25 protein-coding genes are annotated in these 26,204 nt (G+C 72.3%); 12 read left to right on the forward strand and 13 right to left on the reverse strand.

What is annotated here, in order from left to right; all coding sequences use genetic code 11:
* Positions 1 to 234: 234 nt before the first annotated feature.
* The 4 genes from ACIA5G_RS12670 to ACIA5G_RS12685 all read left to right on the forward strand — a co-directional run bounded on the left by ACIA5G_RS12670 (position 235) and on the right by ACIA5G_RS12685 (position 4,766).
* Complete coding sequence (locus ACIA5G_RS12670) at positions 235 to 630, forward strand: peptidase inhibitor family I36 protein (protein ID WP_395922839.1); 396 nt, start codon at positions 235 to 237, stop codon at positions 628 to 630.
* A 176-nt stretch (positions 631 to 806) separates the two neighbouring features.
* Positions 807 to 2,390, forward strand: a complete 1,584-nt coding sequence (locus tag ACIA5G_RS12675; protein ID WP_395922841.1) for an AMP-binding protein — start codon at positions 807 to 809, stop codon at positions 2,388 to 2,390.
* 437 nt (positions 2,391 to 2,827) lie between these two features.
* Positions 2,828 to 3,919 carry a DnaJ domain-containing protein gene (locus ACIA5G_RS12680; RefSeq protein WP_395922842.1) on the forward strand — a complete coding sequence of 364 codons (1,092 nt, stop codon included), beginning with the start codon at positions 2,828 to 2,830 and terminating at the stop codon, positions 3,917 to 3,919.
* 241 nt (positions 3,920 to 4,160) lie between these two features.
* The gene (locus tag ACIA5G_RS12685) at positions 4,161 to 4,766 is read left to right on the forward strand and encodes a LysE family translocator (protein WP_395922844.1); all 606 of its coding nucleotides are present in this window, start codon (positions 4,161 to 4,163) and stop codon (positions 4,764 to 4,766) included.
* Positions 4,767 to 4,819: 53 nt separating this feature from the next.
* On the opposite strand, the gene ACIA5G_RS12690 is transcribed toward ACIA5G_RS12685, so the two are convergent.
* Positions 4,820 to 7,279, reverse strand: a complete 2,460-nt coding sequence (locus ACIA5G_RS12690) for a M14 family zinc carboxypeptidase (RefSeq protein WP_395922845.1) — start codon at positions 7,277 to 7,279, stop codon at positions 4,820 to 4,822.
* A 199-nt stretch (positions 7,280 to 7,478) separates the two neighbouring features.
* Here ACIA5G_RS12690 and ACIA5G_RS12695 point away from each other — a divergent pair, with 199 nt between their 5' ends.
* The 3 genes from ACIA5G_RS12695 to ACIA5G_RS12705 all read left to right on the forward strand — a co-directional run bounded on the left by ACIA5G_RS12695 (position 7,479) and on the right by ACIA5G_RS12705 (position 9,702).
* Positions 7,479 to 8,138 (forward strand): DUF998 domain-containing protein, encoded by a 660-nt coding sequence (locus tag ACIA5G_RS12695; protein ID WP_395922846.1) that lies wholly within the window; start codon positions 7,479 to 7,481, stop codon positions 8,136 to 8,138.
* 89 nt (positions 8,139 to 8,227) lie between these two features.
* Positions 8,228 to 9,232 (forward strand): hypothetical protein, encoded by a 1,005-nt coding sequence (locus tag ACIA5G_RS12700; protein WP_395922848.1) that lies wholly within the window; start codon positions 8,228 to 8,230, stop codon positions 9,230 to 9,232.
* A gap of 17 nt (positions 9,233 to 9,249) precedes the next feature.
* On the forward strand, positions 9,250 to 9,702 hold the full coding sequence (locus ACIA5G_RS12705; protein ID WP_395922849.1) for a hypothetical protein: 453 nt from the start codon (positions 9,250 to 9,252) through the stop codon (positions 9,700 to 9,702).
* 4 nt (positions 9,703 to 9,706) lie between these two features.
* Here the strand turns inward: ACIA5G_RS12705 and ACIA5G_RS12710 are convergent, their stop codons facing one another.
* Entirely contained in the window at positions 9,707 to 10,270 is a 564-nt protein-coding gene (locus ACIA5G_RS12710) for an ester cyclase (RefSeq protein ID WP_395922850.1), read from the reverse strand.
* 119 nt (positions 10,271 to 10,389) lie between these two features.
* On the opposite strand from ACIA5G_RS12710, the gene ACIA5G_RS12715 reads away from it, so the two are divergent.
* Positions 10,390 to 11,670, forward strand: coding sequence for a cytochrome P450 (locus tag ACIA5G_RS12715; RefSeq protein ID WP_395923513.1), 1,281 nt, complete (start codon positions 10,390 to 10,392; stop codon positions 11,668 to 11,670).
* Complete coding sequence (locus ACIA5G_RS12720; RefSeq protein ID WP_395922852.1) at positions 11,667 to 12,338, forward strand: TetR/AcrR family transcriptional regulator C-terminal domain-containing protein; 672 nt, start codon at positions 11,667 to 11,669, stop codon at positions 12,336 to 12,338. The genes ACIA5G_RS12715 and ACIA5G_RS12720 overlap by 4 nt, the downstream gene beginning before the upstream one ends.
* A 7-nt stretch (positions 12,339 to 12,345) precedes the next feature.
* Here ACIA5G_RS12720 and ACIA5G_RS12725 read toward each other — a convergent pair whose 3' ends face one another.
* The 9 genes from ACIA5G_RS12725 to ACIA5G_RS12765 form a co-directional block, all read right to left on the reverse strand.
* Complete coding sequence (locus ACIA5G_RS12725; RefSeq protein WP_395922853.1) at positions 12,346 to 12,999, reverse strand: GTP pyrophosphokinase family protein; 654 nt, start codon at positions 12,997 to 12,999, stop codon at positions 12,346 to 12,348.
* A 93-nt stretch (positions 13,000 to 13,092) separates the two neighbouring features.
* Positions 13,093 to 13,974, reverse strand: a complete 882-nt coding sequence (locus ACIA5G_RS12730; RefSeq protein WP_395922854.1) for an amidohydrolase family protein — start codon at positions 13,972 to 13,974, stop codon at positions 13,093 to 13,095.
* Between the two features lie 29 nt (positions 13,975 to 14,003).
* A complete protein-coding gene (locus ACIA5G_RS12735) occupies positions 14,004 to 15,419 on the reverse strand; it encodes a hypothetical protein (RefSeq protein WP_395922855.1) in 1,416 nt (471 codons plus the stop codon).
* A 180-nt stretch (positions 15,420 to 15,599) separates the two neighbouring features.
* Complete coding sequence (locus ACIA5G_RS12740) at positions 15,600 to 16,475, reverse strand: LLM class F420-dependent oxidoreductase (protein ID WP_395922857.1); 876 nt, start codon at positions 16,473 to 16,475, stop codon at positions 15,600 to 15,602.
* A 74-nt stretch (positions 16,476 to 16,549) separates the two neighbouring features.
* Positions 16,550 to 17,686, reverse strand: coding sequence for an adenosylhomocysteinase (locus ACIA5G_RS12745; protein ID WP_395922858.1), 1,137 nt, complete (start codon positions 17,684 to 17,686; stop codon positions 16,550 to 16,552).
* Positions 17,687 to 17,841: 155 nt separating this feature from the next.
* Positions 17,842 to 19,128, reverse strand: a complete 1,287-nt coding sequence (locus ACIA5G_RS12750; RefSeq protein WP_395922859.1) for an alpha/beta hydrolase — start codon at positions 19,126 to 19,128, stop codon at positions 17,842 to 17,844.
* A 40-nt stretch (positions 19,129 to 19,168) separates the two neighbouring features.
* Complete coding sequence (locus ACIA5G_RS12755; protein ID WP_395922860.1) at positions 19,169 to 19,528, reverse strand: YciI family protein; 360 nt, start codon at positions 19,526 to 19,528, stop codon at positions 19,169 to 19,171.
* A 72-nt stretch (positions 19,529 to 19,600) separates the two neighbouring features.
* The gene (locus ACIA5G_RS12760) at positions 19,601 to 20,386 is read right to left on the reverse strand and encodes a hypothetical protein (RefSeq protein ID WP_395922862.1); all 786 of its coding nucleotides are present in this window, start codon (positions 20,384 to 20,386) and stop codon (positions 19,601 to 19,603) included.
* Positions 20,387 to 20,551: 165 nt separating this feature from the next.
* Positions 20,552 to 21,553, reverse strand: a complete 1,002-nt coding sequence (locus tag ACIA5G_RS12765) for a hypothetical protein (protein WP_395922864.1) — start codon at positions 21,551 to 21,553, stop codon at positions 20,552 to 20,554.
* Between the two features lie 60 nt (positions 21,554 to 21,613).
* Here ACIA5G_RS12765 and ACIA5G_RS12770 point away from each other — a divergent pair, with 60 nt between their 5' ends.
* Positions 21,614 to 22,192, forward strand: a complete 579-nt coding sequence (locus tag ACIA5G_RS12770; RefSeq protein ID WP_395922865.1) for a TetR/AcrR family transcriptional regulator — start codon at positions 21,614 to 21,616, stop codon at positions 22,190 to 22,192.
* Here ACIA5G_RS12770 and ACIA5G_RS12775 read toward each other — a convergent pair.
* On the reverse strand, positions 22,168 to 22,947 hold the full coding sequence (locus tag ACIA5G_RS12775) for a helix-turn-helix transcriptional regulator (protein WP_395922868.1): 780 nt from the start codon (positions 22,945 to 22,947) through the stop codon (positions 22,168 to 22,170). The genes ACIA5G_RS12770 and ACIA5G_RS12775 overlap by 25 nt on opposite strands.
* A gap of 79 nt (positions 22,948 to 23,026) precedes the next feature.
* Between ACIA5G_RS12775 and ACIA5G_RS12780 the strand changes: the two genes are divergently transcribed.
* Positions 23,027 to 24,100, forward strand: a complete 1,074-nt coding sequence (locus ACIA5G_RS12780) for an alcohol dehydrogenase catalytic domain-containing protein (RefSeq protein WP_395922869.1) — start codon at positions 23,027 to 23,029, stop codon at positions 24,098 to 24,100.
* Between the two features lie 13 nt (positions 24,101 to 24,113).
* Positions 24,114 to 25,049 (forward strand): hypothetical protein, encoded by a 936-nt coding sequence (locus ACIA5G_RS12785; protein ID WP_395922871.1) that lies wholly within the window; start codon positions 24,114 to 24,116, stop codon positions 25,047 to 25,049.
* Here the strand turns inward: ACIA5G_RS12785 and ACIA5G_RS12790 are convergent.
* Positions 25,001 to 26,179: a lipase family protein gene (locus tag ACIA5G_RS12790; protein WP_395922873.1), complete on the reverse strand. Its 1,179-nt coding sequence runs from the start codon at positions 26,177 to 26,179 to the stop codon at positions 25,001 to 25,003. The two genes, ACIA5G_RS12785 and ACIA5G_RS12790, sit on opposite strands and share 49 nt — an antisense overlap.
* Positions 26,180 to 26,204 lie beyond the last annotated feature (25 nt).

Consider the following 26,204-nt stretch of genomic DNA (forward strand, 5'->3'; position numbering starts at 1 on the left):
GCGCGGCTGAGGGGGACGACGTGATGAACCGCTTGTCCGCGCTCGCCGTGGCCCTGCTCGTCTGCGCCGGCTCCGCCCTCGGGATTCCCGCCGGCGGTCGCTCCTTTCGCCGCGGCGCCCGGGTGCGCTGACCGACCTCCGGCCGGCGGCGTGGCCTTCGTGGTGCACCGGATCCCGGTGCACCGGGTGATCACGCGGGTGACGGCCGACCATCCGAACGACAAGGGGAAACCAGTGAAGTTGCGCAAGGTGCTCGCGAACGTCGCGGTGACCGCGAGCTTCGTGTCGCTGGCGGCGGTGGGCGCGGCCGGGACGGCTCAGGCCGCCGGGTGCACCAGCGGCCGGCTGTGCGTGTGGTCCGACAGCGACATGAACGGGACGTACGGCGCGTACGCGGCCGGCGTCCCGGTGCTGCCGGCGAGCCTCGACCGCAAGATCAGCTCCGTGAAGGCCTGGCAGAACGTCTCCTACTGGGTGTTCTACGCCGAGCAGAACTACGTGCGCCCGGTCTTCTGCATCGGCGCGAGCGCGAGCAACCCGATCTACCTCCACGACCTGGCGCCGTGGGGCCACAACGACCAGTTCCGGTCGATGCGGCCGATGAGCGTCGCCACCTGCCCGGCCCCTTAGCCCGGCCCGGCCGCGCACGGTGCCCGGCACCGCCGGCACCGTGCGCGCCCGCGGACGGCATCGCTCCTTCGTCGTCGCCGTCATCCCTACGACATAGCGTCTTCTCGACGGTCGCAACGAGTGCTACGTTCCTCGTGGTGCAGGTCGATCCTGCGGTCGAGACCCGAGGGGCTGCGATGACGCTTACTCCCAGCGCTCACACCGACTCGTTCTGCCGCGACCGGCTGCCGCCCGCCGAGCAGTGGCCACGGCTCGTCTTCGACCTTCCCGAGCTGCACTACCCGGACCGCCTCAACGCCGCGACCGTGCTGCTCGACGACACCGCCACCCGCCTGGGCGCGGACCGCCCCTGCCTGCGGTCGCCCGGCGAGACGTGGACCTACGGCGAGGTCCTGGCGCGCGCCAACCGGATCGCGCACGTGCTCACCGCCGAGCTCGGGGTCGTGCCCGGCAACCGCGTGCTGCTGCGCGGCGCCAACACACCGTGGCTCGCCGCGTGCTGGCTGGGCGTCCTCAAGGCCGGGGCCGTCGCCGTCACGACCATGCCGATGCTGCGCCGCGGCGAGCTGGACAAGATCGCCGACCGGGCCCGGCCGGCCGTCGCCCTGTGCGACGAGCGCCTGCTCGACGACCTGCCGCCGGACCTGCCGGTGGTCTCCTACGGCGCCGAACTGGCCGAGCGCTGCGCCCGCCACCCGGCGACCTTCACGGACGTGCCGACGGCCGCCGACGACGTCGCGCTGCTCGCCTTCACCTCCGGCACCACCGGGACGCCCAAGGCGACCATGCACTTCCACCGCGACCTGCTCGCCATCGCCGACACCTTCTCCCGGCACGTCGTGCGGCCCACCGCGGACGACGTGTTCTGCGGGACCCCGCCGCTGGCGTTCACCTTCGGCCTGGGCGGCCTGCTGGTGTTCCCGCTGCGCGCCGGCGCGTCCGTGCTGCTGCTGGAACGCGCCACGCCCAAGGAGCTGGCCGCGATCGTCGCCGAGCAGTCGGTGACCGTGCTGTTCACGGCGCCGACCGCGTACCGCGCGATCCTCGGCTCCGGCGACGGGCCGCTGCTGGCCGGGGTGCGCCGCGCCGTCTCCGCCGGGGAGGCCTTGCCCGCCGCCGTGGCCGAGCAGTACCGCGAGGTCACCGGACGGCCGCTCATCGACGGGATCGGCAGCACGGAAATGCTGCACGTGTTCATCTCCGCGGCCGACGAGGCGGTCCGCCCCGGCCGGACCGGCACGGCCGTGCCCGGGTTCCGCGCCGCCGTGCTCGACCTCGACGGCGAGCCGGTGCCCGACGGCACGCCCGGGCTGCTCGCGGTGCAGGGCCCCACCGGCTGCCGCTACCTCGGCGACCCCCGGCAGACCGACTACGTGCGCGACGGCTGGAACATCACCGGCGACACCTACGTGCGCGACCCGGACGGCTACTTCCGGTTCGTCGCGCGCAGCGACGACATGATCGTCTCCTCCGGTTACAACATCGCGGCTCCCGAGGTCGAAGAGGTGCTGCTGACACACCCGGCCGTCGACGAGTGCGCGGTCGTCGGCACACCCGACCCGGACCGCGGCGCCGTGGTGACCGCCTTCGTCGTGCTCAGCGCCGGCGTCGAACCCGGCCCGGAGGTCGTGCACGCCCTCCAGGAGCACGCCAAAGCCGTTGCGGCGCCGTACAAGTACCCGCGCCGGGTGCGGTTCACAGACGCGCTGCCGCGCAACGCGAGCGGGAAGCTGCAGCGCTTCCTGCTGCGCGAGCGCTGACGGGGGTGACGGGCCCGCTGCCGAGGTGGGGTGGCGGTGGGCCCGTCACGTTCGTGGGGTGCCGGGGACATGTCTCCATCCTAGCCGCGGATTCGAACATACGTTCCCGTCTGTTCGAGTGAAATCCGGTTACCAATAGTCACGACAGTCCCGGTGATTTCCGGCACGGCAACACTTCCGGGCGACAATCAGTCCTCAGTGGACAGTCACGGACCTCCGCGAACACGTCGGCGCCGGCCTGCGGAACACCGTCACGCGTCCCCCGCGGCGCGCCGGGCCGGGTGCAACGAACCCGCCGCCGCGAACGGTAAAACTCCTGACACCGCCCTGACCAGCGCCGCGGGACCATCACCCGGGCGTGCCGCGGAGGCGGTGCCCGACCCCGCGACCCGACCCCATAAAGTCTTCGCGCAGCCCATCCGGAGGTGAACGCCCGCGTGCCCGAGGTCGACTACTACGAGGTGCTCGGCGTCCGCCGGGACGCCACGGCGGCCGACGTCAAGACGGCCTACCGCCGGCTGGCGAAGACCATGCACCCCGACGCCGGCGGCACCGTCGGCACGTTCCGGCTGCTCCGCGACGCCTACGACGTGCTCAGCGACCCCGTCCGCCGCGCCCGCTACGACTCGGGCGGCGCCACGGTGGTGCCCGTCCCGGTCCGGCCGCGGCCCCGGCGGCGCTTCGGCGACGAGCCCGGCTTCGTGCCCGACCTGCCCGAACTCGACGCCGAAGACCTGGACTGGTGGCACGTCGCCGGTCAGGACACCCGGATGCGGCACGGCCGCCGCCGCGGGCCCGGGCACACCCCCGTCGTCGCCGCGGTCGGCGGGATGGTGCTGGTGCTGCTGCCGCTGGTCAGCGGCGTCGAGTTCTCGCCGCCCGTGCTGGTCGCCTGGCTGGTGCTCACCGCCGGCACCGCGCTGCTGGTGCAGCGGCTGGCGCGCGGCTACCTGCGGGCCAGCCGCGCCCGCGAGGCCTACGCCGAGGAGTTCGGCGGCCGCACCGTGTTCGGCGCCCCCGGCACCGAGCGCGACGAGCTGGCCGAGCGGCTCACCGCCGACCTCCTCGAGAGCTACCTGACCCGGCTGCCGGGCGCGCGGATCTTCCACGGGCTCGCCTGGCCCGGCTCGGTGTTCGCCGACGTCGACCACGCCGTGCTGTGCGGGAAGCGCCTGGTGCTCGTCGAGTCGAAGCTGTGGCTGCCCGGCCACTACGAGACGGCGGAGGACGGCAGGCTGCTGCGCAACGGCCGCCCGTTCCGCGGTGGCGGCAGCCGGCTCGCCGAGAGCCTCGCCGCCTACCGCGAGCTGCTGCCGGGCGTGGCGCTGCGCGGCGCGATGATCGTGTACCCGAGCCGAAGCGGCGAGCTGACCACGGCCGACCCCGGCGACCTCCCTGCCGCGCCGATGACCCCGGAGACGTTCCTGCACGAGATCGGCGAGTGGCTCGCGGCCGATCCGTCCACAGTGGACCACGCCGCGCTGCGGACGATGTGCGGCCAGGTTGTCGGCGGCGGCCGCGCGGCGTGATTCTTGCGCCGGCCACGCAAGCCTGACGGACGCGCGTGCTGGCCGAACGGTATGAGCACCCGCGGCTCGACCGCGGTGAACGACTCTTTCACGGCGCCGGACGACAGGAAAGAGTCGTTCACCCGCATCCCGGAGGCGCCCCATCGCGGCCGGCGGCCGACTTTGCCGGAACCCCGGGCACGCATAGCGTGCACGGCATGTCCCCCGGCACCACACCGACCACCCCAGGCGACCGAGCGGCATGAACCCCGCCGCCACGCTCGGCACCGTGCTGCTCGCCTACCTTCCGGCCGCCGTCTCCCCCGGACCCAACTTCGTCCTCATCGCGCACACCGCCGCGGCCGGGACCCGGCGGGCCGCGCTGGCGGTCGCCCTCGGCGTGGTCGCCGCCGGCGGGCTGCTGGCCGCCATCGCGGTGTTCGGGCTGGGCACGGTCCTGGCGCACACACCGTGGCTGGCCACGGCCTTGCGCATCGTCTGCGGCGCCTATCTGGCGTGGCTCGGCGTCCGGTTGTGGCTTCGCGCCCGGGCACCGGACTCGGCCCCGCCCGCAGGCCACGGCAGCGCTTTCCGCCAAGGCGTCACGAGCAACCTGACGAATCCGAAGGCCGCGGCGTTCTTCGGCAGCGTGCTCACCGCGACACTCCCGCCGACCGAGCCGACCGCCGTCAAGCTGGCCGCGGTCGTGCTGATCGTCGCCGTCTCGACCGCGTGGCACCTGAGTGTGGCGCTGCTGTTCTCCTCCCCCGCCACCCAACGCTGGTACGCACACGCCAAACCGGCCCTCAACCGCGTCGTGGGCACGATCCTGGTCGTCCTCGGCGTCACCCTGGCCGTAACGCCGTGAAGGGCACCTTCAGGGACTCAGAGTCCCTGAAGGTGCCCTTCACGACATGGGTGCTACCGGACGCCGCCCGAAGGGCGCTGCTTCTGCGCGTGCGCGGAGCGGGTGCAGACCTCACCGACGTCGACCGTCTGGCCGCGGTCGGCGTAGACGTCCGCGACACCGACGAGCTTGCCGTTCGGCGACGAGCAGGTCAGCTGGTAGGCCTCCTTCGTCCCGTACGTCGGCGGGATCGGCGACGAGAACGACACGTCCCCGGTCCAGTCGTCGACGGTGTTCGGGTCGGCCTGGTCGTAGTTGACCACCACGGCCCGGTAGTCGCCGGCCGGCGGGTCGAACAGCACGGCGTGCTCGGCCGTCGTGCCGCCGTTCGCCGACGAGCTGACCAGGTTGCCGGCCGCGTCGTAGATGAACAGGTCCCAGTCGGTGGCGGTGTTCGCCCAGTTGATGTTGACGCTGAACTTCCCGTTGTCGACCTGGGGCAGGCCGTCGACGTGGAAGGTGAACGAGTCACCCGCCGGGTCGGCCGGGTAGTTCTGGTTGATCGGCGGCACCCCGGCCGGGTTGGCCACCGGGTACCCCTGCTGCGCCGGGCCCTGCGGGTCACGCCCGTAGCGGCCGGCGACGTAGGGGCGCGTCGACGGGTTGACCGACCAGGCGAACCGGCCGCCGGTCGTGGTGAACTTCGAGTTCAGGTCGTCGGTGACGTAGATCGGCGGCTTGGTGGAGCCGTCGGGCTGGATCACCGGCGACGTCGGCGTCTGGAACGTCTTGTGCAGCTTGAGCTGGTAGCCCTTCGGCGCCGAGCCGATCAGCGTCGAGTGCTGCTGCGGGTCGGCCGCGTTGCCCAGCATGTCCAGGAACGCCTGCCGGTTGCCGCCCTTGCCGGCGCCGGCCGCGGGGGCCAGCCCCGCGTACTCCGCCACGACGCTGTCGGCGAAGGGCCCGTGGAAGCCGTTGCCGCCGACCTCGATGGTGAAGCCCCAGCCGCCGGTGGCCCAGTACGACCAGTCCTCGGTGGTGCCGGTCGTGTCGTACAGCGCCCAGCTCGGCTCGCTGGTGTAGCCGTTGCGCGAAGCCAGCTTGTCGCCGAGGGCCTTGTACTGCGGCTCCTCCAGCGGCGGGCGGACGTCCGCCACGCCCGGCGGGCGCAGCACCAGCGCGGCGACGGTGTGCATCGTCATCAGGTTGGTCACCTGCCGCGAAGACACGATCGAGCGAACGTTGCGCACCTCGGGCTCGCTGAACGGCGCGGAACCGCGGAAGGTGTCACCGCTCCAGGCGAGTTCGGCGCCCGCGCCGCCCCAGAAGCCCGCGTAGTTGCGGTTCGGGTCGGTGCCGCGGATGCGGCCACCCGGGTTGGCCTTGCAGACACCGGTCGCGAACTGCGGCGGCGAGTCGTTGACGTTGCAGTTCTTGCGCTTCATCTCGTAGTCGAACCGGGTGAAGTCGCCCTTGGGCTCGGCCTCGCGGGAGATCTCGAAACCGTCCGGGTTGATGATCGGCACGACGATGTTGCGGGTCTTCCCGACCAGGCTGCGGATCGCGGCGTCCCGGGAGTACCCGTTGATCAGCTCGTACGCCCATTCCATGACGTGCTCGCCGGCCGGCCACTCCCGGGCGTGGTGCACGCCCATGGTGAAGTTCACCGGCTTGCCGTCGGTGACGTTCTTGACGTCCGAAGCGATCTCGACGCCGACGACGTCGCGGCCTTCCCAGGTCGACTCCGGCATCGTGAACGCGGTGACCAGGCCCGGGTTCTTCCTGGCCAGTTCCTTCAGCTCGTAGTTGTAGTCGTAGAGGTGCCGGTAGCTCGTGCGGCCCGACGGCAGCGCGGACGCGGCGGTCTTCGCGGCGTACGCACGGTCGGTCTTCGCGTCGGCGACCGACTTCGCCGACAGGTCGGCCTCGACCACCGTCGACTTCAGCCCGCTGCCGGCGAGCACCTTGCGGTCGGCGTCGTCGGCCAGCACGACCTCGACGCCGGTCGCGTCACCCTTCTCGGTGACGTCGAGGCCGAGCCCGTTGAGCTTGGCCTTGTCGGCGCGGGTGGGGGTCTGGACGCGGACCATCTGCGCCTTCTGCGCGGTGGTCGGCGTGCCCTGCGGGGTCAGCGCCAGGAAGTCGACGCCGAGCTGGACCTGGCCGGCCGAGCCGCCGTACCGGCAGCCCTGGACAACGAGCTGCTGGCCCTTCTTCACGAAACTTTCGGCGAGTTCGTGGGTGCGCAACGCCGTTGAAGCGGCGACGACCGCACCGGTGGTCTTGTCGAAAACGACGATGTCCCAGTCGCCTTCGGCGCCCTTCGTCGCCTTCAGGCGGGCCTGGACGAGACCGTCCACCGTGGACGTCACTTCCCGGCGGTCGGTGCCCGCGGTGCCCTTGGGCTGCACCTTTGCGAAGCACGAGCGGGGTACCGACTTGTCGGCACGCAGGATGTTCTGCGCCGCGCCGGCCGGGCCGGCGGGCAGCGCCACGAACGTCGCGGCCAGTGCCACGGCCGAAGCCAGCAGCACGAGTCGTCTTGGTGAATTCCCCACAGGAAAGGACCTCCTTGACCGAGGCCGGCACCACGGACGTACCGGTAGCGAGTGACCATAATGGAGGAAATCCGGCTGCGGTAACCGCCGTAAGTTGTACTGCTTTCACCGCGGCCGGCCGCGGTGAAAGCCCGTTTCACCGGGAGTTCAACCGGCGTTCGGCTACTGTCGGAACATGGTCACGATCCCTGCGCGACGGGTTTCGGTCGCGGTCTCGCTGACGGGAATCGCCGCACTGGTGCTCGGCGCCGCGCTGGTGCTGCTGCTGCAGGTCATCCCGCCGACCGACGAGATCAGCGCGACCCGCCGCACGATCAGCGAATACGGCCTGTCCGACCACAAGTGGGTGTTCGACCTGGCCGTGGTCCTGGTCGCGCTCGGCTCGGCCGCGGGCCTCGCCGTGCTGGGCCGCCAGCGGCGGCTGCCCGTGCCCGCCGCCATCCTGGGTACATTGTGGACGGTCGGGCTGCTGGTGATCGTCGCCTTCCCGAAACCGGACTGGGCCACGGTTTCCCGCGCGGACATCGGCGGCACGCTGCACCGGATCGCGAGCGTGGTGGCGTTCGTCGCGCTCCCGCTGGCGGTGCTGGTGGCGGCGCGCACGGCGTTCCCGGGCTCCCCCGGCCGCCGCCGGCTGGCCCGGCTGCTGGCGGTCGCGTCGCTGGGCTGGTTCGCCGTCATCCTGGGCGCGGTGGTGGTCGCCGCGGTGGACGGCGGCCGCTGGTGGACGCTCATCCCGCTCGGCCTGGTGGAGCGCGGGATGGCGCTGACCGAGCTGATCGCGCTGGGGGTGCTGCTCGCCCCGGTCGGCGAACGGCGAGCCGCGCCCGGCTAGGCCGATCGGGTAACACCCCCACCGCGGGCCCAACCCGCCCCGGTCGTCGGGCGTGCAGCGTGCGTTCACCGACCCAAGGGGGAGATCGCATGTCTCGACGTGCTGCCGTGCTCACGGCCGCGGCGCTCGCGCTCGGCACCGTGTTCACCGCTCCGGCCACCGCCTCGGCGGCCGAGGCGTGCACCTGGACCGCGCACAAGGTGGTGCCGCCGGACGGGTACAGCGCCCAGTTCACCAGCGTCAGAGGGACCGACAGCCACGGCAACTACGCCGGCGACGTGGTCGACCTGCGCGTCAACATGGGCCGGGTGGTGCTCTGGACGGACGGGCAGCCGCGCATCCCGGACGCGCTCGCGTCGTTCGTCTACCCGCACGTGGCCGACGAGAACTCGGCCGGGACGGTGCTCCTGTCCGGCAGCCTGCCGACGTCCACCGAGGTGGGCGTCTACCTGTTCAGCGGCGGGCACCGCGGCCCCGGCACGCTGACGCAGCTGCCCACCCCGGCCGGTTACCGCATCAATTCGGCCGTCGCGCTCAACGAACGGGGCGACGTCCTGGCGAGCGCCAGTGCCGTCCGGGACGACCACGCCGTCAGCATCCTCTGGTCGGACCTCGCCGCCGGGCCGATCGTCATCGACAGCCCGGCCGGGGGCGGGATCGACCTCGACGACGACGGCACCGTGCTCCTCAACGCCCCGGACAACAAGCTCGGCGCGCTCTGGCGCCACGGGCAGGTCATCCCGCTGACCGGCGAAGACCGGCCGGTGCTCATCCGGGCGATCCGCAACGGCGTGGTGGTCGGCACCGCGATCGACTCGTGGCCGAGCTCGCGCGCCCTCGCCTGGCACGGCCCGAACGACCCGCGGCAGCTCGAGCAGGGCGGCACCGCGGAAGCGATCAACGCGCACGGGCTCATCGCGGGCAGCCTGACCAACCTCGTCGGGCACGCCGCCGTCTGGCAGGACACCCGGCTGCTGGGCGCGCTCCCGGCCCCGGACGGGGTCGACGCGGACGTGTTCGTGGTCGGCGACGACGGCACGGTCTTCGGCAACACCGGCAGTGAGTACGGGCCGCTGCGTTGGACCTGCGCATGACGAACAGGAGGACATTCGTGAAGATCCTGCGCCGGACCCTGGTCACCGTGCTGAGCATCGCGGGGATCCTGACGGCCGCGCCGCCCGCCGGGGCGGCGACGAACCCGTACACCCCGACCGAAGTCTGCGGCGCCGGCTACCGGATCATCTCGTCGCTGCCGGCCACGACCGAGGACGGGCGCAAGTGGGGCGGGGTTTACCTGCTCTACAAGTCCGGCGGGTACAACTGCGTCGTCACGATCAAGTGGTCCTTCATCGGGGTGGCCACCGACACCCTGGCCGGCCTGTTCCGGGATTCCGAAGACTCCGGCAAGAACGTGATCGACCGGGGAAACTTCAAGTACTACGCCGTTGCGCGCGCGTATGCGCCACTGTGCGTCAAGTACTCGGGCTGGGTCGCCGATCGGCCCGAGCCGAACACCACCAGCGTGATCGCGGGGGCCGCCAGTGGCTGGGGCTGGTGCGACTGACCCGTCAACCCTGCCCGAGGTCCGGCTCCGCGGTGTTCACCAGCCGCGGGTCGGGCCGCTCGCCGGACATCGCCAGCAGGCCGCGGACCAGCTTGGCCAGCAGCGGCCAGTTCTTCGGGTTCTTCTTGTCCACGCCGCCGACGAGCTGCTTGAGCATCGAGAGCGTGTCGAAGTAGATGCGCTCGCAGACCAGGTTCTCGTCGGCGTCGAAGATGAAGTACGCCGACATGCGCACCCGGAAGCGGGACCCGGTGGCCGGGATCTTCCCGAACGGCCCGAGGTGGGTGCCGAGCAACCAGAACTCGGCGACCACGGCGTCGGCGCTGTGCCGCAGCGCGATCAGCTCGTGGTGCTGGTCGGGGAACGCGGTCCGGGTGTCGTGGTAGTAACCGCGGACGGCGCCGTCGCCGTCGTGGACGGTCATGGTCGCGATGACCTCGTAGTGCGGGTGCGGGAACGTCGAGAGGGTCGCGTCCCAGTCCTGGGCGACCTCGTCGCGGAAGTGGTCGAGCACCAGCTTCTGCCGGGCTTCGAGGACGGCGCGGTCCGGGATGTCGAACGCGGTCATCGGGCGCTCCTTTATCTACGGTGTAGGTATCAACGATAACCTACACTGTAGGCAGCACGCACCCGCGACGGAAAGGGAGCCCCGTGGCCCGGAACAGCAGGTCGGTCCTCGACGATGCGGTGAAATCCGTGGTCAGATGGAGCCTCGGCCACGCGCTCCCCCGGGCCGTGCTGCGCCGCGAAGCCCGGCGCGGGGATCTCCAGGGCCGGATGGTGGTCGCCGCCGCGGACGGGCGCGACCTGACCGGGCTGTTCGAGGAGATCCGCGCCGCCGGCCCGCTCGCCCGCACCCGCTTCGGCTGGATGACCACCACGCACGCCGCGGTCCGGGAAGTGCTCTCCAGCGAGGACTTCCGGGTCGGCGTGCTCGGGTCCGACGGCTCGGCGCTCGGCCGGCTGGTCGAATGGTCGTCCGGCGAGCACCTGCACCCGGTGCGGCCGCCGTCGCTGCTGGCCGTCAACCCGCCCGAGCACACCCGCTACCGCAAGCTCGTCACCCGCGTGTTCACCGCGCGCGCCGTCGAGCAGCTGCGCGGCCGGGTCCAGGAGATCGCCGACGGCCTGCTCGACGCGCTCGAGCCCGGCGGCGAGACCGACCTCGTCGAGTCCTACTGCGGCCTGCTCCCGGTCACCGTCATCAGCGAGATCCTCGGGGTGCCCGCGAAGGACCTCGGCAAGGTGCTCTCCCTGGGCTCGGCGGCCGCGCCCAGCCTCGACCTCGGCCTGGGCTGGCGCACGTTCCGCGACGTCGAGACCGCGCTGGCGGAGTTCGACGGCTGGCTCGGCGAGCACCTCGACCACCTGCGCCGCCACCCCGGTGACGACCTGTTCAGCCGGCTCGTCGCCGCCCGCGACGACGGCGTCGGGCTCACCGACGCGGAGCTGAAGGCCACCGCGGGACTGGTGCTGGCGGCCGGCTTCGAGACGACCGTCAACCTGCTCGGCAGCGGCATCGCCCTGCTGGCCGCCCACCCGGAGCAGCTCGCGGTGCTGCGCGAGCGTCCGGAGCTGTGGGGCAACACCGTCGAAGAGGTGCTGCGCCACGACCCGCCGGTGCTGCTGACCGGCCGGCTGGCGGTGCGCGCCACCGAGATCGCCGGCGTTGCCCTCCCGCGCGGAGCCCTGGTGACCACCGTGCTGGCGGGCGCGAACCGCGACCCCGGGGTCTTCGCCGAGCCGGCCGTCTTCGACGTCACCCGGGAAGGCGCGCGCGACCACGTCTCCTTCGGCGCCGGCCGGCACCACTGCCTGGGCGCGTCGCTGGCCCGCATGGAAGGCGAGATCGGACTGCGCGCGATCTTCGCCCGGTTCCCCGGACTGCGGGTGCTCCCCGGCGGCCGGCGGCGCGAGACGAGAATCCTGCGCGGTTACGAATACCTGCCCGCGGCGCTCACCCCGTGACCGGCCAAACCACCGCGAAACCCCGGCGTGGCCGGCCGCCCAAGGATTCGGGCGGCACCTTGTCGCGGGAGCGGATCCTGCGGGCGGCCCTCACCCTCGTCGACGAGGAGGGGCTCGAAGCCGTCAGCATGCGCAAGCTCGCGCGCCGGCTCGGCGTCGACCCGATGAGCCTCTACAACCACGTCGACGGCAAGGATGCCTTGCTGGACGGGATCGCCGAGGTCCTGCTCGCCGCGATCCCCGCTCCCGCACCGGGAACGGACCTGCGCGAGACGATGTCCGCGCTGGCGCACGGTTTCCGGGCCGCGATGCTCGGCCACCCGCGCGCGGCGCCGCTCGTGCTCACCCGCCAGCTCGCGTCGCTGACCGCGCTCGCGCCGGTCGAGGCGGTGCTCGGGCCCCTGCTCGCGGCGGGCCTCCCGCCGGAGCGCGCGGTCCACAGCCTGCGGGCGGTGCTCGCGTTCCTGATCGGGACGCTGATGCGCGAAGTCGAAGCGGCGCCGACGTTCAGCGGCGCGGACCCCGACGGCGCCGGCCGCCGGCTCGCCGACCTGGAAGCGTCCGGGCTGCCGGCCGTCGTGGCGGCGGCGCCGTACCTGGCCGTGTGCGACCACGAGGCGGAGTTCGAGTTCGGGCTGCGGATCCTGCTCGACGCCCTGGCGGCCTGACCGGCGCTCAGCGGATGCGTTCGTGCAGCGCCGCCATCCGCGAGTCGAGGTCCGCCGCCGTCCGCGCCGCCGCGGCGAGCTCACCCGCGAAGTCCGGCGGGACGCTGTCGCGGTACTTGTAGGACAGCTTGTGCTCGACCGCCGCCCAGAAGTCCATCGCGATGGTGCGCAGCTGGACTTCCACCTTGACCTTCTCCACCCGGTCGGACAAGAAGACCGGGATGCGCACGATCAGGTGCAAGCTGCGGTAGCCGTTCGCCTTCGGCCGCTCGATGTAGTCCTTGGTGCGCAACAGCTCCACGTCGTCCTGCGCGGTGAGCATGCGCGCGACCTCGTAGACGTCGTCGACGAACGGGCAGACGACGCGGATCCCGGCGATGTCGTCGAGGGCGCCGGCCGCGGAGACCCAGTCGTCGCCGAGGCCCCGGCGGTGCACCTTCTCCTTGATGGCTTCCGGGCGCTTCACGCGGCTCGTGATGTGCTCGATCGGGTCGTGCTGGTGGACGAAGTCGAACTCCTCGCTCAGGATCCGGAGTTTCGTCATCAGCTCTTCGATGGCGAACTTGTACATCAGGAGGAACCGCGGGAGCTGCCCTGCCACGGCGAGCTCGTCGGCCGCCTCACGCAGGGAAGTTTCCTCGGCCGCCGGGTCGGTGGTCACTGAAGCCTCGTGCTGTCGTCGGTCGTTTTCCGGGCACCAGGTTACTGGTCTCCCCCGGATCAACGATCAGCGACGGGCCGCGGTTCCCGCTGGTCACCGGATCGGGTCGGGAAAACCGTAGAGCCGGCGCGCGTTGGCGCCGAGGACCGCAGCCCGGGTTGCCGGATCGGGCACCCAGCCGGCCAGCAGGTCGACGAGGTCGCCGTCGTTCGGCATCGGGCCCCAGCAGCCGACGTGCGGCCAGTCGGAGCCGTAGACGCACCGGTCCGGGGCCGCGGCGACAAGCTCTCGGGCGAACGGCCCGACCTCGGTGTACGGCGGTTCGGCGAGCCGGTTTGCGCCGGAGAGCTTGACCCAGGCGCCGTCGGCGACGAGGTCCCGGACGAGCCGCCAGCCGGGTGCCTCGGTGCCGGCTGCCGTTTCGGGCGCGCCGAGATGGTCGAGGACGTAGGGGACGCGCAGGTTCGACAGGCGCTTGGCGAGGGGTGTGAGTTCGGTCGCGTCGGTGAAGAGCTGCAGGTGCCAGCCCAGTTCCGCGCAGATCGCCTCGAGCCGGTCGAGTGCGGTGAACCCGACCCCGCCGCCGGTCAGGGTGTTGAGACGGAGCCCGGTGACGCCGGCGTCGCGCAGCTCGGCCAGTTCGCGATCACCGACGTCCGGTTCGACGACGGCGACCCCGCGCAGCCTCCCGGGGTGCGCGCGAAGGGCGTCCACCAGCAGGGTGTTGTCGGTGCCGTGCACGCTGACCTGCACGAGGACGCCGTAGGTCATCCCGGTGGTATCGAGCATCCGCAGGTAATCGTGCCGATCGGCGGCCGGCGGGGTGAAGCTCCGGCCGGGGACGAACCCGTCCGGCCCGACGACGTGCGCATGGGTGTCGACGGAGCCGGCCGGCACCTCGACCCGGACCGGGGCGCGAGGCCGCGGGTCCGGGCCGGGGCAGCGGATGAGCTTCCGGTCGGCGGCGAACTCCACCCGGTCAGTGTGCCGGGTGGAGTGCCGGGTCAGCGCCCCATGGGGACTGTTTTTGCCGTGGCGGCCGCGACGCACTTGACGGCGAGGGCGGCGGCTTGGGCGTTTTCGCCGGCTGCGGCCTGGTCAGATGCTGCTTGGCCGTCCGTTGCCTGGTCGGTCGCGGCCTCGTCGGTCGCTGTTGCGGCCTCGTCGGTCGCGGCTTGGTCGCCCGCACCGTTGGCGGCCTGCTGGCGGGTGCTCTCTTCGGTGGCCATGTCCTGCTGACCGGCCGCCGCGGCGGGATCGGCCTGCGAGACACACTCCAGGAGAGCAGCGCAGTCCTGAGCGGCGACTTCGGCCTGGGCCGCGTTGTCCTGCTGGTCGGCAGCCTCGTTCTTGGCGGCCTTGCCGTTCTGGTCGGCGGCACCGTTCTTGGCAGCCTTGCCGTTCTGCGCGGCCATACCGCCCTGGTCGGCGGCTTCGCTCTCGGCGGCCATGCCGTTCTGGTCGGCGGCACCGTTCTTGGCAGCCTTGCCGTTCTGCGCAGCCATACCGCCCTGGTCGGCGGCCTCGTTCTTACCGGCCATGCCGTTCTGCTCGGCGGCACCGTTCTTGGCAGCCTTACCGTTCTCCGCAGCCATACCGCCCTGGTCAGCGGCCTCGTTCTTACCGGCCATGCCGTTCTGCTCGGCGGCCATGCCGTTCTGGTCCGCCATGCCGTTGGCGTCGGCCGCCCCGGTCACCTGGGCCAGGCATTGCTGGACCACCGTGCAGGCCTGCTCGGCCGCCGCCTTCTGGTCGGCCGCGCCTTCCTCGGCGGCCATGCCGTTCTCGTTCGCCGCGCCTGCACCGGCAGCCATACCGTTCTGGTCGGCCGCGCCCTCGTCGGCGGCCATGCCGTTCTCGCCAGCCGCGCCTTCTTCGGCGGTCGCGCCGTTCTCGGCGGCCTCGTCCTGCTGGGCGGCCTTGTTCTTCTGCTTCGCCTTGCCGTTCGCGGCACCGGCCTCGTCCTGCCCGGCCGCCATGCCGTTCTCGTCCGCCGCACCCTGCTTGCCGGCGGCCTTGCCCTTCTGCTTGGCCGCACCGGCCATGCCGTTGTCCTCCGCCACGGCTTCCTGCTGCTGAGCCACCCCGGCGATCTCCGCGCACGCAGCCAGCGCCGCGTTCGCCGCGACGTCACCCTCGCAGCCCGCGGCCGAGCGGCGCTGGTTGATCTGGTCGACCACCGCCTGGCGGTTGGCTATGCGCGCCTCGGACTGGGCGTCCGGGGCCGCCTGCTGGCCCGCGATGAAGGCGAGGTTGTTCTGCAGGGCCGTGTCCAGCCCGCCGCAGCTTTCCGTGGCCGCGTTGCTCGCCGGGCTGCTCAGCGCGATCGCCGTCGCGGTCGCCCCCGCGACTCCCAGCAGCGCGGCGAGTCCGATCGTCGCCGGTTTGCGGTGTCGTCCGGCAGTGCGCACGTGGGGCATGAAGCCCCTCCTCTCTGGTCGCCACCTCACCAGGGCACACGGCCGGGCGACCAGCGTGGTTCATCCGGATTTTCCTTTTACCACAAGGAAAATCGCACGACGAACCCCGGACCGGGGTGCGCCGGTCCGGGGTCCTGCCTACCAGAGCCGAAGTAAGCCCGGGGTCAACGCGGGCGCCCGTCAGCCGAGGTCCGCCAGCTGCGGCACGGTCGGCGCCATGCCGTCGATCCAGGCGGCCGGCGAGCCGGTGGTCGGGGTGACGATCGCCGTCTGGACGCCCAGCTTCGCAAAACCCTCCATCGAGCGGACGAACTCGTCGCGCGTCTCCGGGGACGGCCGCGGGTTGTTGGCCAGGATGGTCTTGCGGATGTCGGCGTAGTCACGGCCGACGTCGTCGCAGTGGCGCCGCAGCACGTCCAGCTTGTGCGCGACGTCCTCGGGCGAGGTGCCGAAGAGGTTGCACGCGTCGCCGTACTGCGCGACGAGCCGCAGCGTCTTGCGTTCGCCGCTGCCGCCGATCATCACCTTCGGCCGGTTGATCGGCTGCGGCGAACAGAGCGTCTCGGCCAGCTGGTAGTGCTTGCCCTCGAACGGGCCGTTGTCCGCCGGGTCCCACATCTGCCCGCAGATGCGCAGCGTCTCCTCCAGCCGCTCGAACCGTTCGGAGATCGGCGGGTACGGCACCCCGAGCCCCAGGTGCTCGCGCTCGAACCAGGCGGCACCCACCCCGAGCACCGCCCGGCCACCGGAAAGGACGTCGAGCGTGGTGACGATCTTCGCGAGCAGTCCGGGGTGCCGGTAGGTCACCCCGGTGACGAGCAGGCCGAGGTCGATCCGGGACGTGTGCGCGGCGAGGTAGCCGAGCGTGGTGTACCCCTCCAGCATGTTCGACTCGGCGGGGAGGCCGGTGGGCTCGATCTGGAAGTAGTGGTCCATGAAGGACAGCCACTTCGCCCCGGCCTCCTCCGCCGCGGCGCCCACCCGCGCGAGCTCACCGGCGATGGCGGTGGTCCCGCCGTCGATGTCGAAGATGGGGAGGTGGAAACCCAGTTCCATGAAACGTTCTCCTGACGTGCGGTCGGCGTGCCCGTCACGGTAGGACCTGGAGCGCGCTCCAGGGCAAGCCCCGGCTACCGCAGCCGCGCCACCAGGTCGGCCGCGATCCGCTGTTCGACCGGCCCGGGCACCGGCTGCACACCGGTGGCCAGCCCGCCCGCGGCCACCGCCGCCAGGCTGCGGACCTGCAGTGTCAGGCCGAGATCCATGGCCTGGATCGAATTGCCGTTGGCGGCGGTCAGGTTCAGCATCCGGCCGCGGTCGAGGATCACGACCTCGCGGCCGCCGGCCAGCACGTGCCCGGTCCGGCGGCCGGGCTCGCCGTACTCGACCGTGCGGACCGTCGCCGCCCGCAGCGCGTCCGCGTCGATCTCCCACGCGAAGTGCCCGACACCGGCGACAACCGCGCCGTCGGACAGCGCCGCCAGCTCCGCCTCACCGAGCACACCGGGGGCGCCGGTCGCGGTGAACACGGCCTGCGCGCCGGCCAGCACCTCCGGCGCCGGGCCGACCCGGTGACCGTCCAAAATGGCCTGGAGCGCCCGCATCGGGTCGGTGTCGCACACCGAGACCCGCGCGCCGAGCCGCGCCAGGGTGTCCGCGACGCCCTTGCCGCACGGCCCGTAGCCGAGCACGGCGGCACGCATCCCCGGCACCATCAGGTTGGTGGCGTTGAGGAATCCCTGCACCACGCTCTGCCCGACGCCGAACTCGTTCTCCACCAGCAGTTTCAGCCGCGAGTCGTTGATCACGACGACCGGGTGCCCGACGCTCTTCTCCCGCAGCCGCACCCCACCGGTGGTCGTCTCCTCGGTGCCGCCGAGGTAGCCGGCGGGAGCGCCGGACCCGAGCAGCGACAACGTGAGGTCGGCGCCGTTGTCGAGGGTGAGGTCCGGCTCGCACTCGAGGACCTGCACGACGTTGCGGGCGTGGGCGGCGTCGTCGTCGGCGCGGCGCGTGTGCACCCGCACGCCGAGCGCCCGGAGCGCGTCGGCGACGTCGTCATGGGTGGTGCCGGGTGAGCCGGTCAGCGTGACCTCGACGCCGGCGCGGGCCAGCAGGGTGACCAGGGCCGCGGTCTTGGGCTCGACGTGCAGGCACATGGCGAGCCGCCGCCCGGCGAGCAACGGCGCGGTCTCCTCGACGGCGGCGGTGGTCAGGGGCATGTGCTTGAGCGCCCACTGTGTTCCGGCGTGCACAAAAGAAGGCATGACTTTCCTTACGGTTGAAAGAGAAACAGGACCCGGAAGCGGGGCCGGTCAACCGTAGAAGTCGCAGCGGTACGAGTGGTCGCCGAAGATCGGCGCCACCAGCCCTCGTCCGCTCATGGCGTCAAGCTACCAGGGCGAATTCAGGGCGCCTGCCGTCAGCCGGCAGCCCCGGCCAGGAAGCCGGCGACGTCGGACGTCGTGGTCACCGGGACGCCCGCCGTGCGCAGGTGATCGGCGAACTCCGCGGACTTGCGGCCGCCGCCGGTGATCAGGAACGGGGGTGCGCCCGCGGCCGGGTAGGCCAGGGGGCTCGCCTCGCGGAGCGTGGCCGGGGATCGGCCCAGGGCCACGAGCACCCACGCGCGGGTGAGCGGGTCCTGGCCGGCGAGCTCGAACTCGGCCGGGGCGGCCACCGCGGCGACCGCCCGGACCTTGCTGTCCTGGCCGGCGTACTGGCCCGGACCCGGCCCCGGTGCGACGCCGAGCAGGGACGCCAGTGTGCCGCCGGCGCCGGTGCCCACCGCCGTGACGCGCGCCGGGTCGATGTTCAGCGCGGCCGCGTTCGCCTTGAGGAACCGGACGGCGCACCGGGCGTCGGTGAGGGCCGCCGGCCACGGTGCGGCGGGTGCGAGGCGGTAGTCGATCGAGGCGACGGTGAACCCGCGGGCGGTCAGCTCGTCCCGCAGCGGGCCGGTCCGGGCCCCGGCGAGCAGTGCGCCCGGCCCGTCGGCCTTGCGGTTGCCGAGAACCAGGCCGCCGCCGTGCAGGAGGAGCGCCACCGGTGTGGGCGGCCCGCCCGCCCGCGGCCGGGTGACGTCCATCGCCAGCGGCACACCGTCCGCTCGGCAGTACTCGACGGTGTTCCCGTCGAGCAGCGTCGACGCGGTGGGTTCGCCGAGGCCCGCCCCGGCGGCGACCGTGCCCGCCGCGCCGGTCGCGAGCACCACCAGGAGCACCGGGAACAGCACGATCCACGCCGACACCCGCCGCAGCGCCGACGGCCGCGGATGCGCTCGCCGCCGGGCCACGACCAGGAAGCCGAGCACCGCGATGACCTGCAGCGCGGCCGCGACGTAGTCGGTGAAGCCGACCACGGTGTCGGCCGGCTGCCAGGGGTCGAAGCGCGTCAGCAGCCCGAGTGGCCGGCTGACCACCCACAACACGAGGGCCGCGGCCGCGACGAGGGCGGCCTTGTGCGCCGTCTTGCGGGTGGGCCACCCCAGCACCACGACCACCGAGAGGAGCTCGACGGCGGCGAACAGGCCGAACAACATCGCGTACAGCTGCCAGACCCGCCACAGCGCCGCCAGGGAAGCAGCCGGGATCAGGGCGCCACCGAGCGCCGCAAAAGTGGCCGTGACCAGCACCGGACCCCGCCGCAACGGGGGTGGGAAGGTCGTCGACGGGCGGGCCGTGCCCCGCTGTCCGTCGACGACCTTCATGGCGCCAGTGTCACCCCTGAGCCGAGGTCCCCGCCACGAATCAGGCCGCGAATCCCGCGAGCGGGCGCACTTCGATCGGGGCGTGGATGGCCGCGGTGACCCGGGCCGCCCATCCGAGCGCGGCGTCGAGGTCGGCGGCTTCGATCAGGTAGAAGCCGCCGATATGCTCCTTTCCCTCGGCGAACGGACCGTCCGTGGTCAGCACCCGGTCCCCCGCCTCCCGGACCACCCGCGCGGCGGCGGGCTCGTCCAGGCGGGCACTGAAGACCCAGGTCCCGGTCGCTTTCAGGTCCTTCTCGACGTCGCCGAGCCGCTGCTGGGACTCCCGCATCGCCGCTTCGGACGGCGGTTCGCGGACCTCCCCTTCGACGCTGTGCACGGACAGCAGGTAGTGCGCCATGACGCTCCTCCTCACGCGCGGGCCGGTCCCGCCGCTCGCCGCTCGTACGAACGGGCTCGCGGCAGATCGACACTACGTGCGGGCGGCCGTGTAGTTCCGGAACAGCAGGTAGGTGTCGAGGATGTCGGACGAGGCGCTTTCGACCGAGCGGTAGATCCCCCACTTCGGGCGGACGTAGTCGCCCTGGTCGGGGTTGTTGACGTTCGTCATGCTGCCCTGGGCGGCCACCGGCGCTCCCGAGCCGGTGCCGTTGCGGATGACGCACGACGCCTTGCCCTTCGAGCCGGGCGTGAACGTCCATTCGATCGTGATCCACTTGTCGCGCAACGGCGCGAGGTCCGCGGCCGCGATGTCGGGCGAGCCCGAGTTGGCGTAGGCCCGCGCCCGCAGCATCTCCTTGCTGCCGCTGCGGGTGAGGTCCAGGGTCACCCAGGGGCCGCCGTTGGTCGACGGCGTCTTGGTCTGGAAGATGTGCGTGAACTTGCTGGTGCCGTGCAGCGAGCCGGGGATGTACATCTCGTACGAGAGCGTCCACGTCTCGCCGTTGTGCATCTTGAGCGTGGACCCGCTCTGCACCATGCCTTTGGATTCGGTGCGCTGGCGGTCGCCGCCGCCGGTCGTGTCGCGGTCGTCGCGCCAGATGTTAAAGCGGTAGTGGTCGCCCTCGACGACCACGTACTTCCGGTCGGGGTGGTGGTTTCCGCGGTCGGCTTCGATGCCCTCGAAGGCGCGCAGCCCGTCGGTGGCGGGGTTCGGGTGCCACAGCGGGGCCGCCTGGGCGGGGTGGGCCGCGCCGAGGGCGATCGGGATGGCGAGAGCCGCGACGGCAAGAGCCGTCCGGCGGGGGAATTCCGGCATCGTCGGTGTGTCCTTCCTGACGACAGTTCGGCAGGGGTGCACATCGGTCGGCGGACGGACCCGGCAAACCGGGCTGGACATCCGATGTCTTGCCCTTCGAAGTTAGAGGGAACCACCGAGACTGTCAAGATCTGACCGGAAATCGAGATAACAGGCCAGAATTCGTCAGACGGCTGCGTAGCACTCCGCCAGCGCCCCGAACGCGGCCTTCGGCTCCCAGCGCACCCCCGGGTACGCCTCCCCCTCGCCGTCCTCCAGCACCTTGACCACACCCCAGCTGGCCATGTCGAGGTCCGTCCGCGGATCGGCCCGGTGCACCAGCCCGTAACAGACGAAGGTGCACGCGAACGCCGCGTCGACACCTTCCGCCGCGAACACCTCCACCAGCTCGCGCAAGTACCGCGCCTGCTCCTCCTCGTCGCGGACGTAGTCGCCCTTCAGCCGGACCGGGACAACCCCGTCGTACTCGAGGATTTCGCCGCTGCGGGCGCCGAGGTCGGCCGCGCCGCGGTAGGGCGTCACGCCGAACTCCGTGATCGCCACCGGCTTGCCCGCCGCCACCAGGGTGCGGACGCCTTCCCGGTAGATGTGCGCGACCTCCTTCGAGCGGTGCGCGTCCACCGACACGATGTCGAACGGCGTCCAGTCGACCCGCTCCAGCGGCACCGCCGCGTAGGTGACCCGGCCGCCGAACCGCGCGCGGACCGCCGAGACCGCGCGCCCGAGGAAGGTGTTGATCCGGTCCGGCAGTTCGGCCAGGAGCTCCCGTGACGCCATCAGGTTCGCCACCCGGTCCGCGATGCCGTCACCAGGCAGGAACCCCTGGTTGAACAGGCTCAGCTCGGCCCCGGTGACGAACACGACCTCGGCGCCCTCCGCGCGAAGCCGCTCCGCCCGCGAAGCGCCGTCGGCGAGCTGGTCGAGGATCTCCTCCGGCCGGCGGTCCCACGGGAACGGCGAGAACCACACCTCCAGCCCCAGCGCTGCCGCCTCGCGGGCGGCGAACTCGATCCGGTCCAGGTCGGTGCCGATCAGCCGCACCGCCGTGCAGTGCAGCTCGTCGTGGATGATCGCCAGCTCGCGGCGGACGAGGTCCGGGTCGAACGGGCGGTTGAACTGCCCGTCCCGCTCGAAGCCGGTGTCGTAGCCGATGCCCTTGGCTCGCACAGTTCCTCCAAAAATTAGGGTACGGTCCGTACCGTACCCTAAAGCGATACACTCCGGCACATGGCCGAGAAGACCCGCCGCCGCGGCGCCGAACTGGAAGCGGCGATCCTGCGTGCCGCCGCGGACGAGCTCGCCGAGGCCGGCTACCCCGGGCTGACCATGGAACGGGTCGCGCAGCGGGCCGGCACCAACAAGAACGCGATCTACCGCCGCTGGCCGAACCGCGCCGCGCTCGGTGTCGCCGCTTACCGGCACGTCGCCGCGGACCGGCTCACCCCGCCCGACACCGGCAGCCTCCGCGAAGACGCGCTGACCCTGCTGCGAGCGATCAACTGCGGGCAGTCCTCCCCCGCCGCGCGGATCCTGCGCGGCCTCCTCACCGGCGTCGGTGACGAGCCGGAGCTACGGGAGCAGCTGCACGAGCAGGCGGCCGAGGGCGGCGCGAAGATGTGGGCCGAGATCGTCGAGCGGGCCGTCGCGCGCGGCGAAGCACGACCCGGCGCAAGCAATCCGCGTGTCGCGACCGTGGCCCTCGTGTTGCTGCGCAACGAGTTCCTCACTCGCGGACTGACCACAGTGGACGACGACGTGCTCGTCGAGATCGTCGACGAGGTCTACCTGCCGCTGGTGGGCGCGTAGATCGTCAAGCGCAGCGCCGGGTCCTCGGCGACCTGGAAGGTCGCGTAGTCGAACACCGCCGGCTCCGGGCGGTACAGCGTCTTCCGGCCGGGGCCGCTCCGGCCGACGTCGTGGCGGTCCCACCACGTCGCGAACTCGCGGCAGCCCGACCGCAGCCGCGCCGCCAGCCCGGCGAACGCCGGGTCGCCGGCCCACAGGTCGTGCGCGGCGCGGAACTGCGCCACGGTGTGCTCGGCCTGCGCGGCCCAGCCGGCGCCGAACAGCCGCCGGCCGCGCTCGTCGAGCAGCAGGAAGACCAGGACGTTGCGGTCGGCCTCCGGCAGCGCGCCGAAGTCGGTGAACAGCTCGGCCGCCGCGGGGTTCCAGGCCAGGACGTCCCAGCGGCGACCGGTGACGTAGGCGGGCTCGGTCAGGCCTTCGACGAGCCGCCGGGTGGCACCGGGCACCTGCTCGCGGGTGAACGCGGTCCGGGCGGGATTGCGGGCCAGGGCGCGCAGGTGGGCGCGCTCGGCGTCGTCCAGCCGCAGGGCCCCCGCGAGAGCTTCGACCGTAGCGGCCGACGGGCTGACCGTCCGGCCCTGTTCGAGCCGGACGTACCAGTCGACGCTGATGCCGGCCACCTCGGCGACCTCTTCGCGGCGCAGCCCCGGCGTCCGGCGGCGGCGCCGGTCCGGCAGGCCGAGCGCCGCCGGGCTCAACCGCTCGCGCCGGGACCGCAGGAACTCCCCCAGCCCGGCTCGGGCCGCGTCCGGCATGACGACCTCCATGGCATTCGAGAGTCCTAGGATGATACCAGGTCTGGCTATCGGTCCCGGGTTCTCCGACGATCAAGACATGAAAGCCGCTGTCCTCGAAGAATTCGGCAAACCCCTGGTCGTGCGCGAGATGCCCGCGCCGAAGCTCGGCACGGGCGAAGTGCTCGTCGACGTCGTCGCCGCGCCGGTGCTGCCCTACGCGGCGGAGGTGTTCCGCGGCGAGCGGAACTACGCGCTGACGCTGCCGGTCGTACCCGGCGCCGGCGCGGTCGGCCGGGTGCGCGCGACCGGCCCGGACGCGACGCGGCTGGCGCCCAGCGACTGGGTGCTGTGCGACCCGGCGATCCGTTCCCGCGACGACGCGCTGACCCCGGACATCACCCTGCAGGGCCTGAGCGCCCGCGGCGAGGGCGGACTGTTCCTGCAGCGGCACTTCGGCCACGGCTCGTACGCCGGGCAGGTCCTCGTCCCGACCGAGAACGCGATCCCGCTCGGGCCGGTCGACCCGGCCGAAGCCGGGCGGTGGACCGCGCTCATCCTGTGTCTCGTGCCCTACGGTGGCCTGCTCGCGGCGGAGCTGCGGCCGGGTGAGACCGTGCTGGTCAGCGGCGCCACCGGGAACTTCGGGAGCGCCGCGGTCGCCGTCGCGCTCGCCATGGGCGCGGCGTGCGTGCTGGCCCCGGGCCGGAACGAGGCGGCGCTGGCCGACCTCGAACGCCGGTTCGGCGCCCGCGTCCGGACGGTCCGGCTGACCGGCGACGACGACACCGCCCGCCTGCGCCGCGCGGCACCCGGTCCGATCGACGTCGTCCTCGACCTGCTGCCGCCGTCGGCCGGCACCGCGCCCGTGCGCACGGCGGCGATGACGGTCCGCGAATACGGCCGGGTGGTGCTGATGGGCGGGGTCGGCATGCTCGGCGGGGACGACCTCGCCCTGCCCTACCCGTGGCTCATGCGCAACAACATCACCCTGCGCGGCCAGTGGCTGGCCCCGCGGACGGCCAACGCGAGCCTGATCGCCCTCGCCCGCGCCGGGCTCCTGGATCTGGACCGGTTCGCCGTCACGGAGTTCGGGCTCGACGACATCACCGGCGCCCTCGACCACGCGGCCGGCCTCACGACGCGGTTCGCCCTCACCGTGGTCCGTCCTTGAGTAGCGTCGAAGCGTGACCCGACTCGCCCGACACGAGAAGATCGCCGCGGCCCTCGAGGACGCACCCGACGACCTGCTGGATTCCGCGCGCCCGCTCGGCACGGGGATCGGCGGGTCGACCTGGCTGCTGGACGTGGCCGGCGAGCCGGTCTTCGTGAAGCGAGTTGCGCTGACCGACATCGAGGTGCGGCACGAAGGGTCGACTGCCGACCTCTACGGGCTGCCGGCTTGGTACCACTACGGGGTGGGCTCCACGGGCATCAGCGCCTGGCGTGAACTGCACGCGCACCTCGCGGCGACCGGCTGGGTGCGCACCGGGCAGTGCGAGAACTTCCCGCTCCTGCACCACTGGCGCGTCCTGCCCGGGCTGCCGCGGCCCCGCGCCGACCTCGAGCGGGACGTCGCGTTCTGGCACGGCGACCCGGGTGTCCGGCGCCGCCTGGCGGCTCTCGACGGCGCCACCACGGACCTCGTCCTGTTCCTCGAACACCTGCCGCAGAACCTCGCGCAGTGGCTCGGCGGCAACCCCGGCGGCGTGGCCCTGGCCCACCGTGACCTCCGCGGCATCACCGAGTTCCTGGCCGGCCAGGGTGTTCAGCACTTCGACGCGCACTTCGAGAACATCCTCACCGACGGGGAACGGCTTTACCTCAGCGACTTCGGGCTCGCCGCGATGCCGGACTTCGCGCTTTCGTCGGCCGAAGCGGAGTTCCTCGCCGAGCACTCCGCGCACGACCAGGCCTACGTGCTGGCCCGCCTGCTGAACTGGATCGTCCGGCACGACATCGACGACGGTGGCCAGTGCGGCCGTTACGCCCCACTGGCCGCGGTCGTCAACGACTTCTACTACGCGCTCCACACCCGGGACCGGCGGACTCCTTACCCCGCCGCGGAAATCGCTCAGCAGTTGGAGCGTGCCGGCTTGCCCGCGAACCGGTCGCCCAGGTAGTTGACGACGTCGCCCGCCGAGAACGCCAGCGTCGTCACGTGTTCGCCGAGGTAAGTGCCCCAGGTGACGTCCACGCCGGCCGCGCAGTACTCGCGGCGCAGGGTCTGAGCTTGCGACAGCGGGATGATCTCGTCGAGCGTGCCGTGGAACAGGAAGACCGGCGCCTGCGGCGGGCGGGCGCCGAGCTCGTTCTCCGCCAGCCGCGCTCGCCACTGCGGGGTGGCCAGGGGATTCGACGTCGTGTAGTCGGCGATGTGCCCGAAGGCGTACCCGAACACCGCGTCGACACACGCGTCCTGCTGGGTCGTGTACAGCGTGCGGCCCTTGTCGTTCAGGTAGGCGGGCAGGTCCAGCTCCGGGTACGCCGCGTCAAGGCCGAGGGCCGAAAGCAGCAGGAAGCCGAACCCGATGCCGCCGTCGAGGCTCTTGGCCACCACGTCCAGGTCCGCGGGGGTGCCGCCGGCCGTGATGCCCGCGACGTCCAGCTCGGGTGCGTACGACGGCGCGAGCTCACCGGCCCACGCCGCTCCCCCGCCGCCTTGGGAGTACCCGGAGAACGCGACCGGGCCGCCCGCCGCCAGGCCCGCCGCCGGCAGCCGGGTGGCCGCGCGGACCGCGTCGATCACGGTGTGGCCTTCGGACCGGCCGACGACGTAGGTGTGCAGGCCGGGTGTGCCGAGCCCCTCGTAGTCGGTGATCGCCACGGCCCAGCCGCGCCGCAGCATCGCGTCGATGAACAGCGGCTTTTCGTAGTCCGGCTGGAACTTCGACGGCGCGCAGCGGTCGCCGATGCCGCGGGTGCCGCTCGCCACCGAAACGATCGGGCGCGGGCCGGAGCCGGTCCACGGTGTGGTCGGGACGAGGACGCGGCCCGACACCGCGATCGGGGTGTCCGTCGCCGACCGCGACCGGTACAGCACCAGATATCCCTTGGCACCGGACTGGTCCGGCAGCGGCCGCCACCAGACGACGTCGCCGTCGGCGCCGGCGGGCAGCGGGCTCGGCGGGGTGTAGAAGGCGTCGCCGGCCGGGCCCCGCGGTGGATCCGCGGCCGCGGCGCTCGCGGACACCGTCGACAGCAGGGTGGCGACGACGGCCAGCAAGACCGTCCAAACAGGACTTTTGCGCACGGGAACTCCTCGTTGAGTCCGGATC

The sequence above is a fragment of the Amycolatopsis sp. NPDC051758 genome (genome assembly GCF_044453095.1).
In the GTDB taxonomy this organism is placed as follows: domain Bacteria; phylum Actinomycetota; class Actinomycetes; order Mycobacteriales; family Pseudonocardiaceae; genus Amycolatopsis.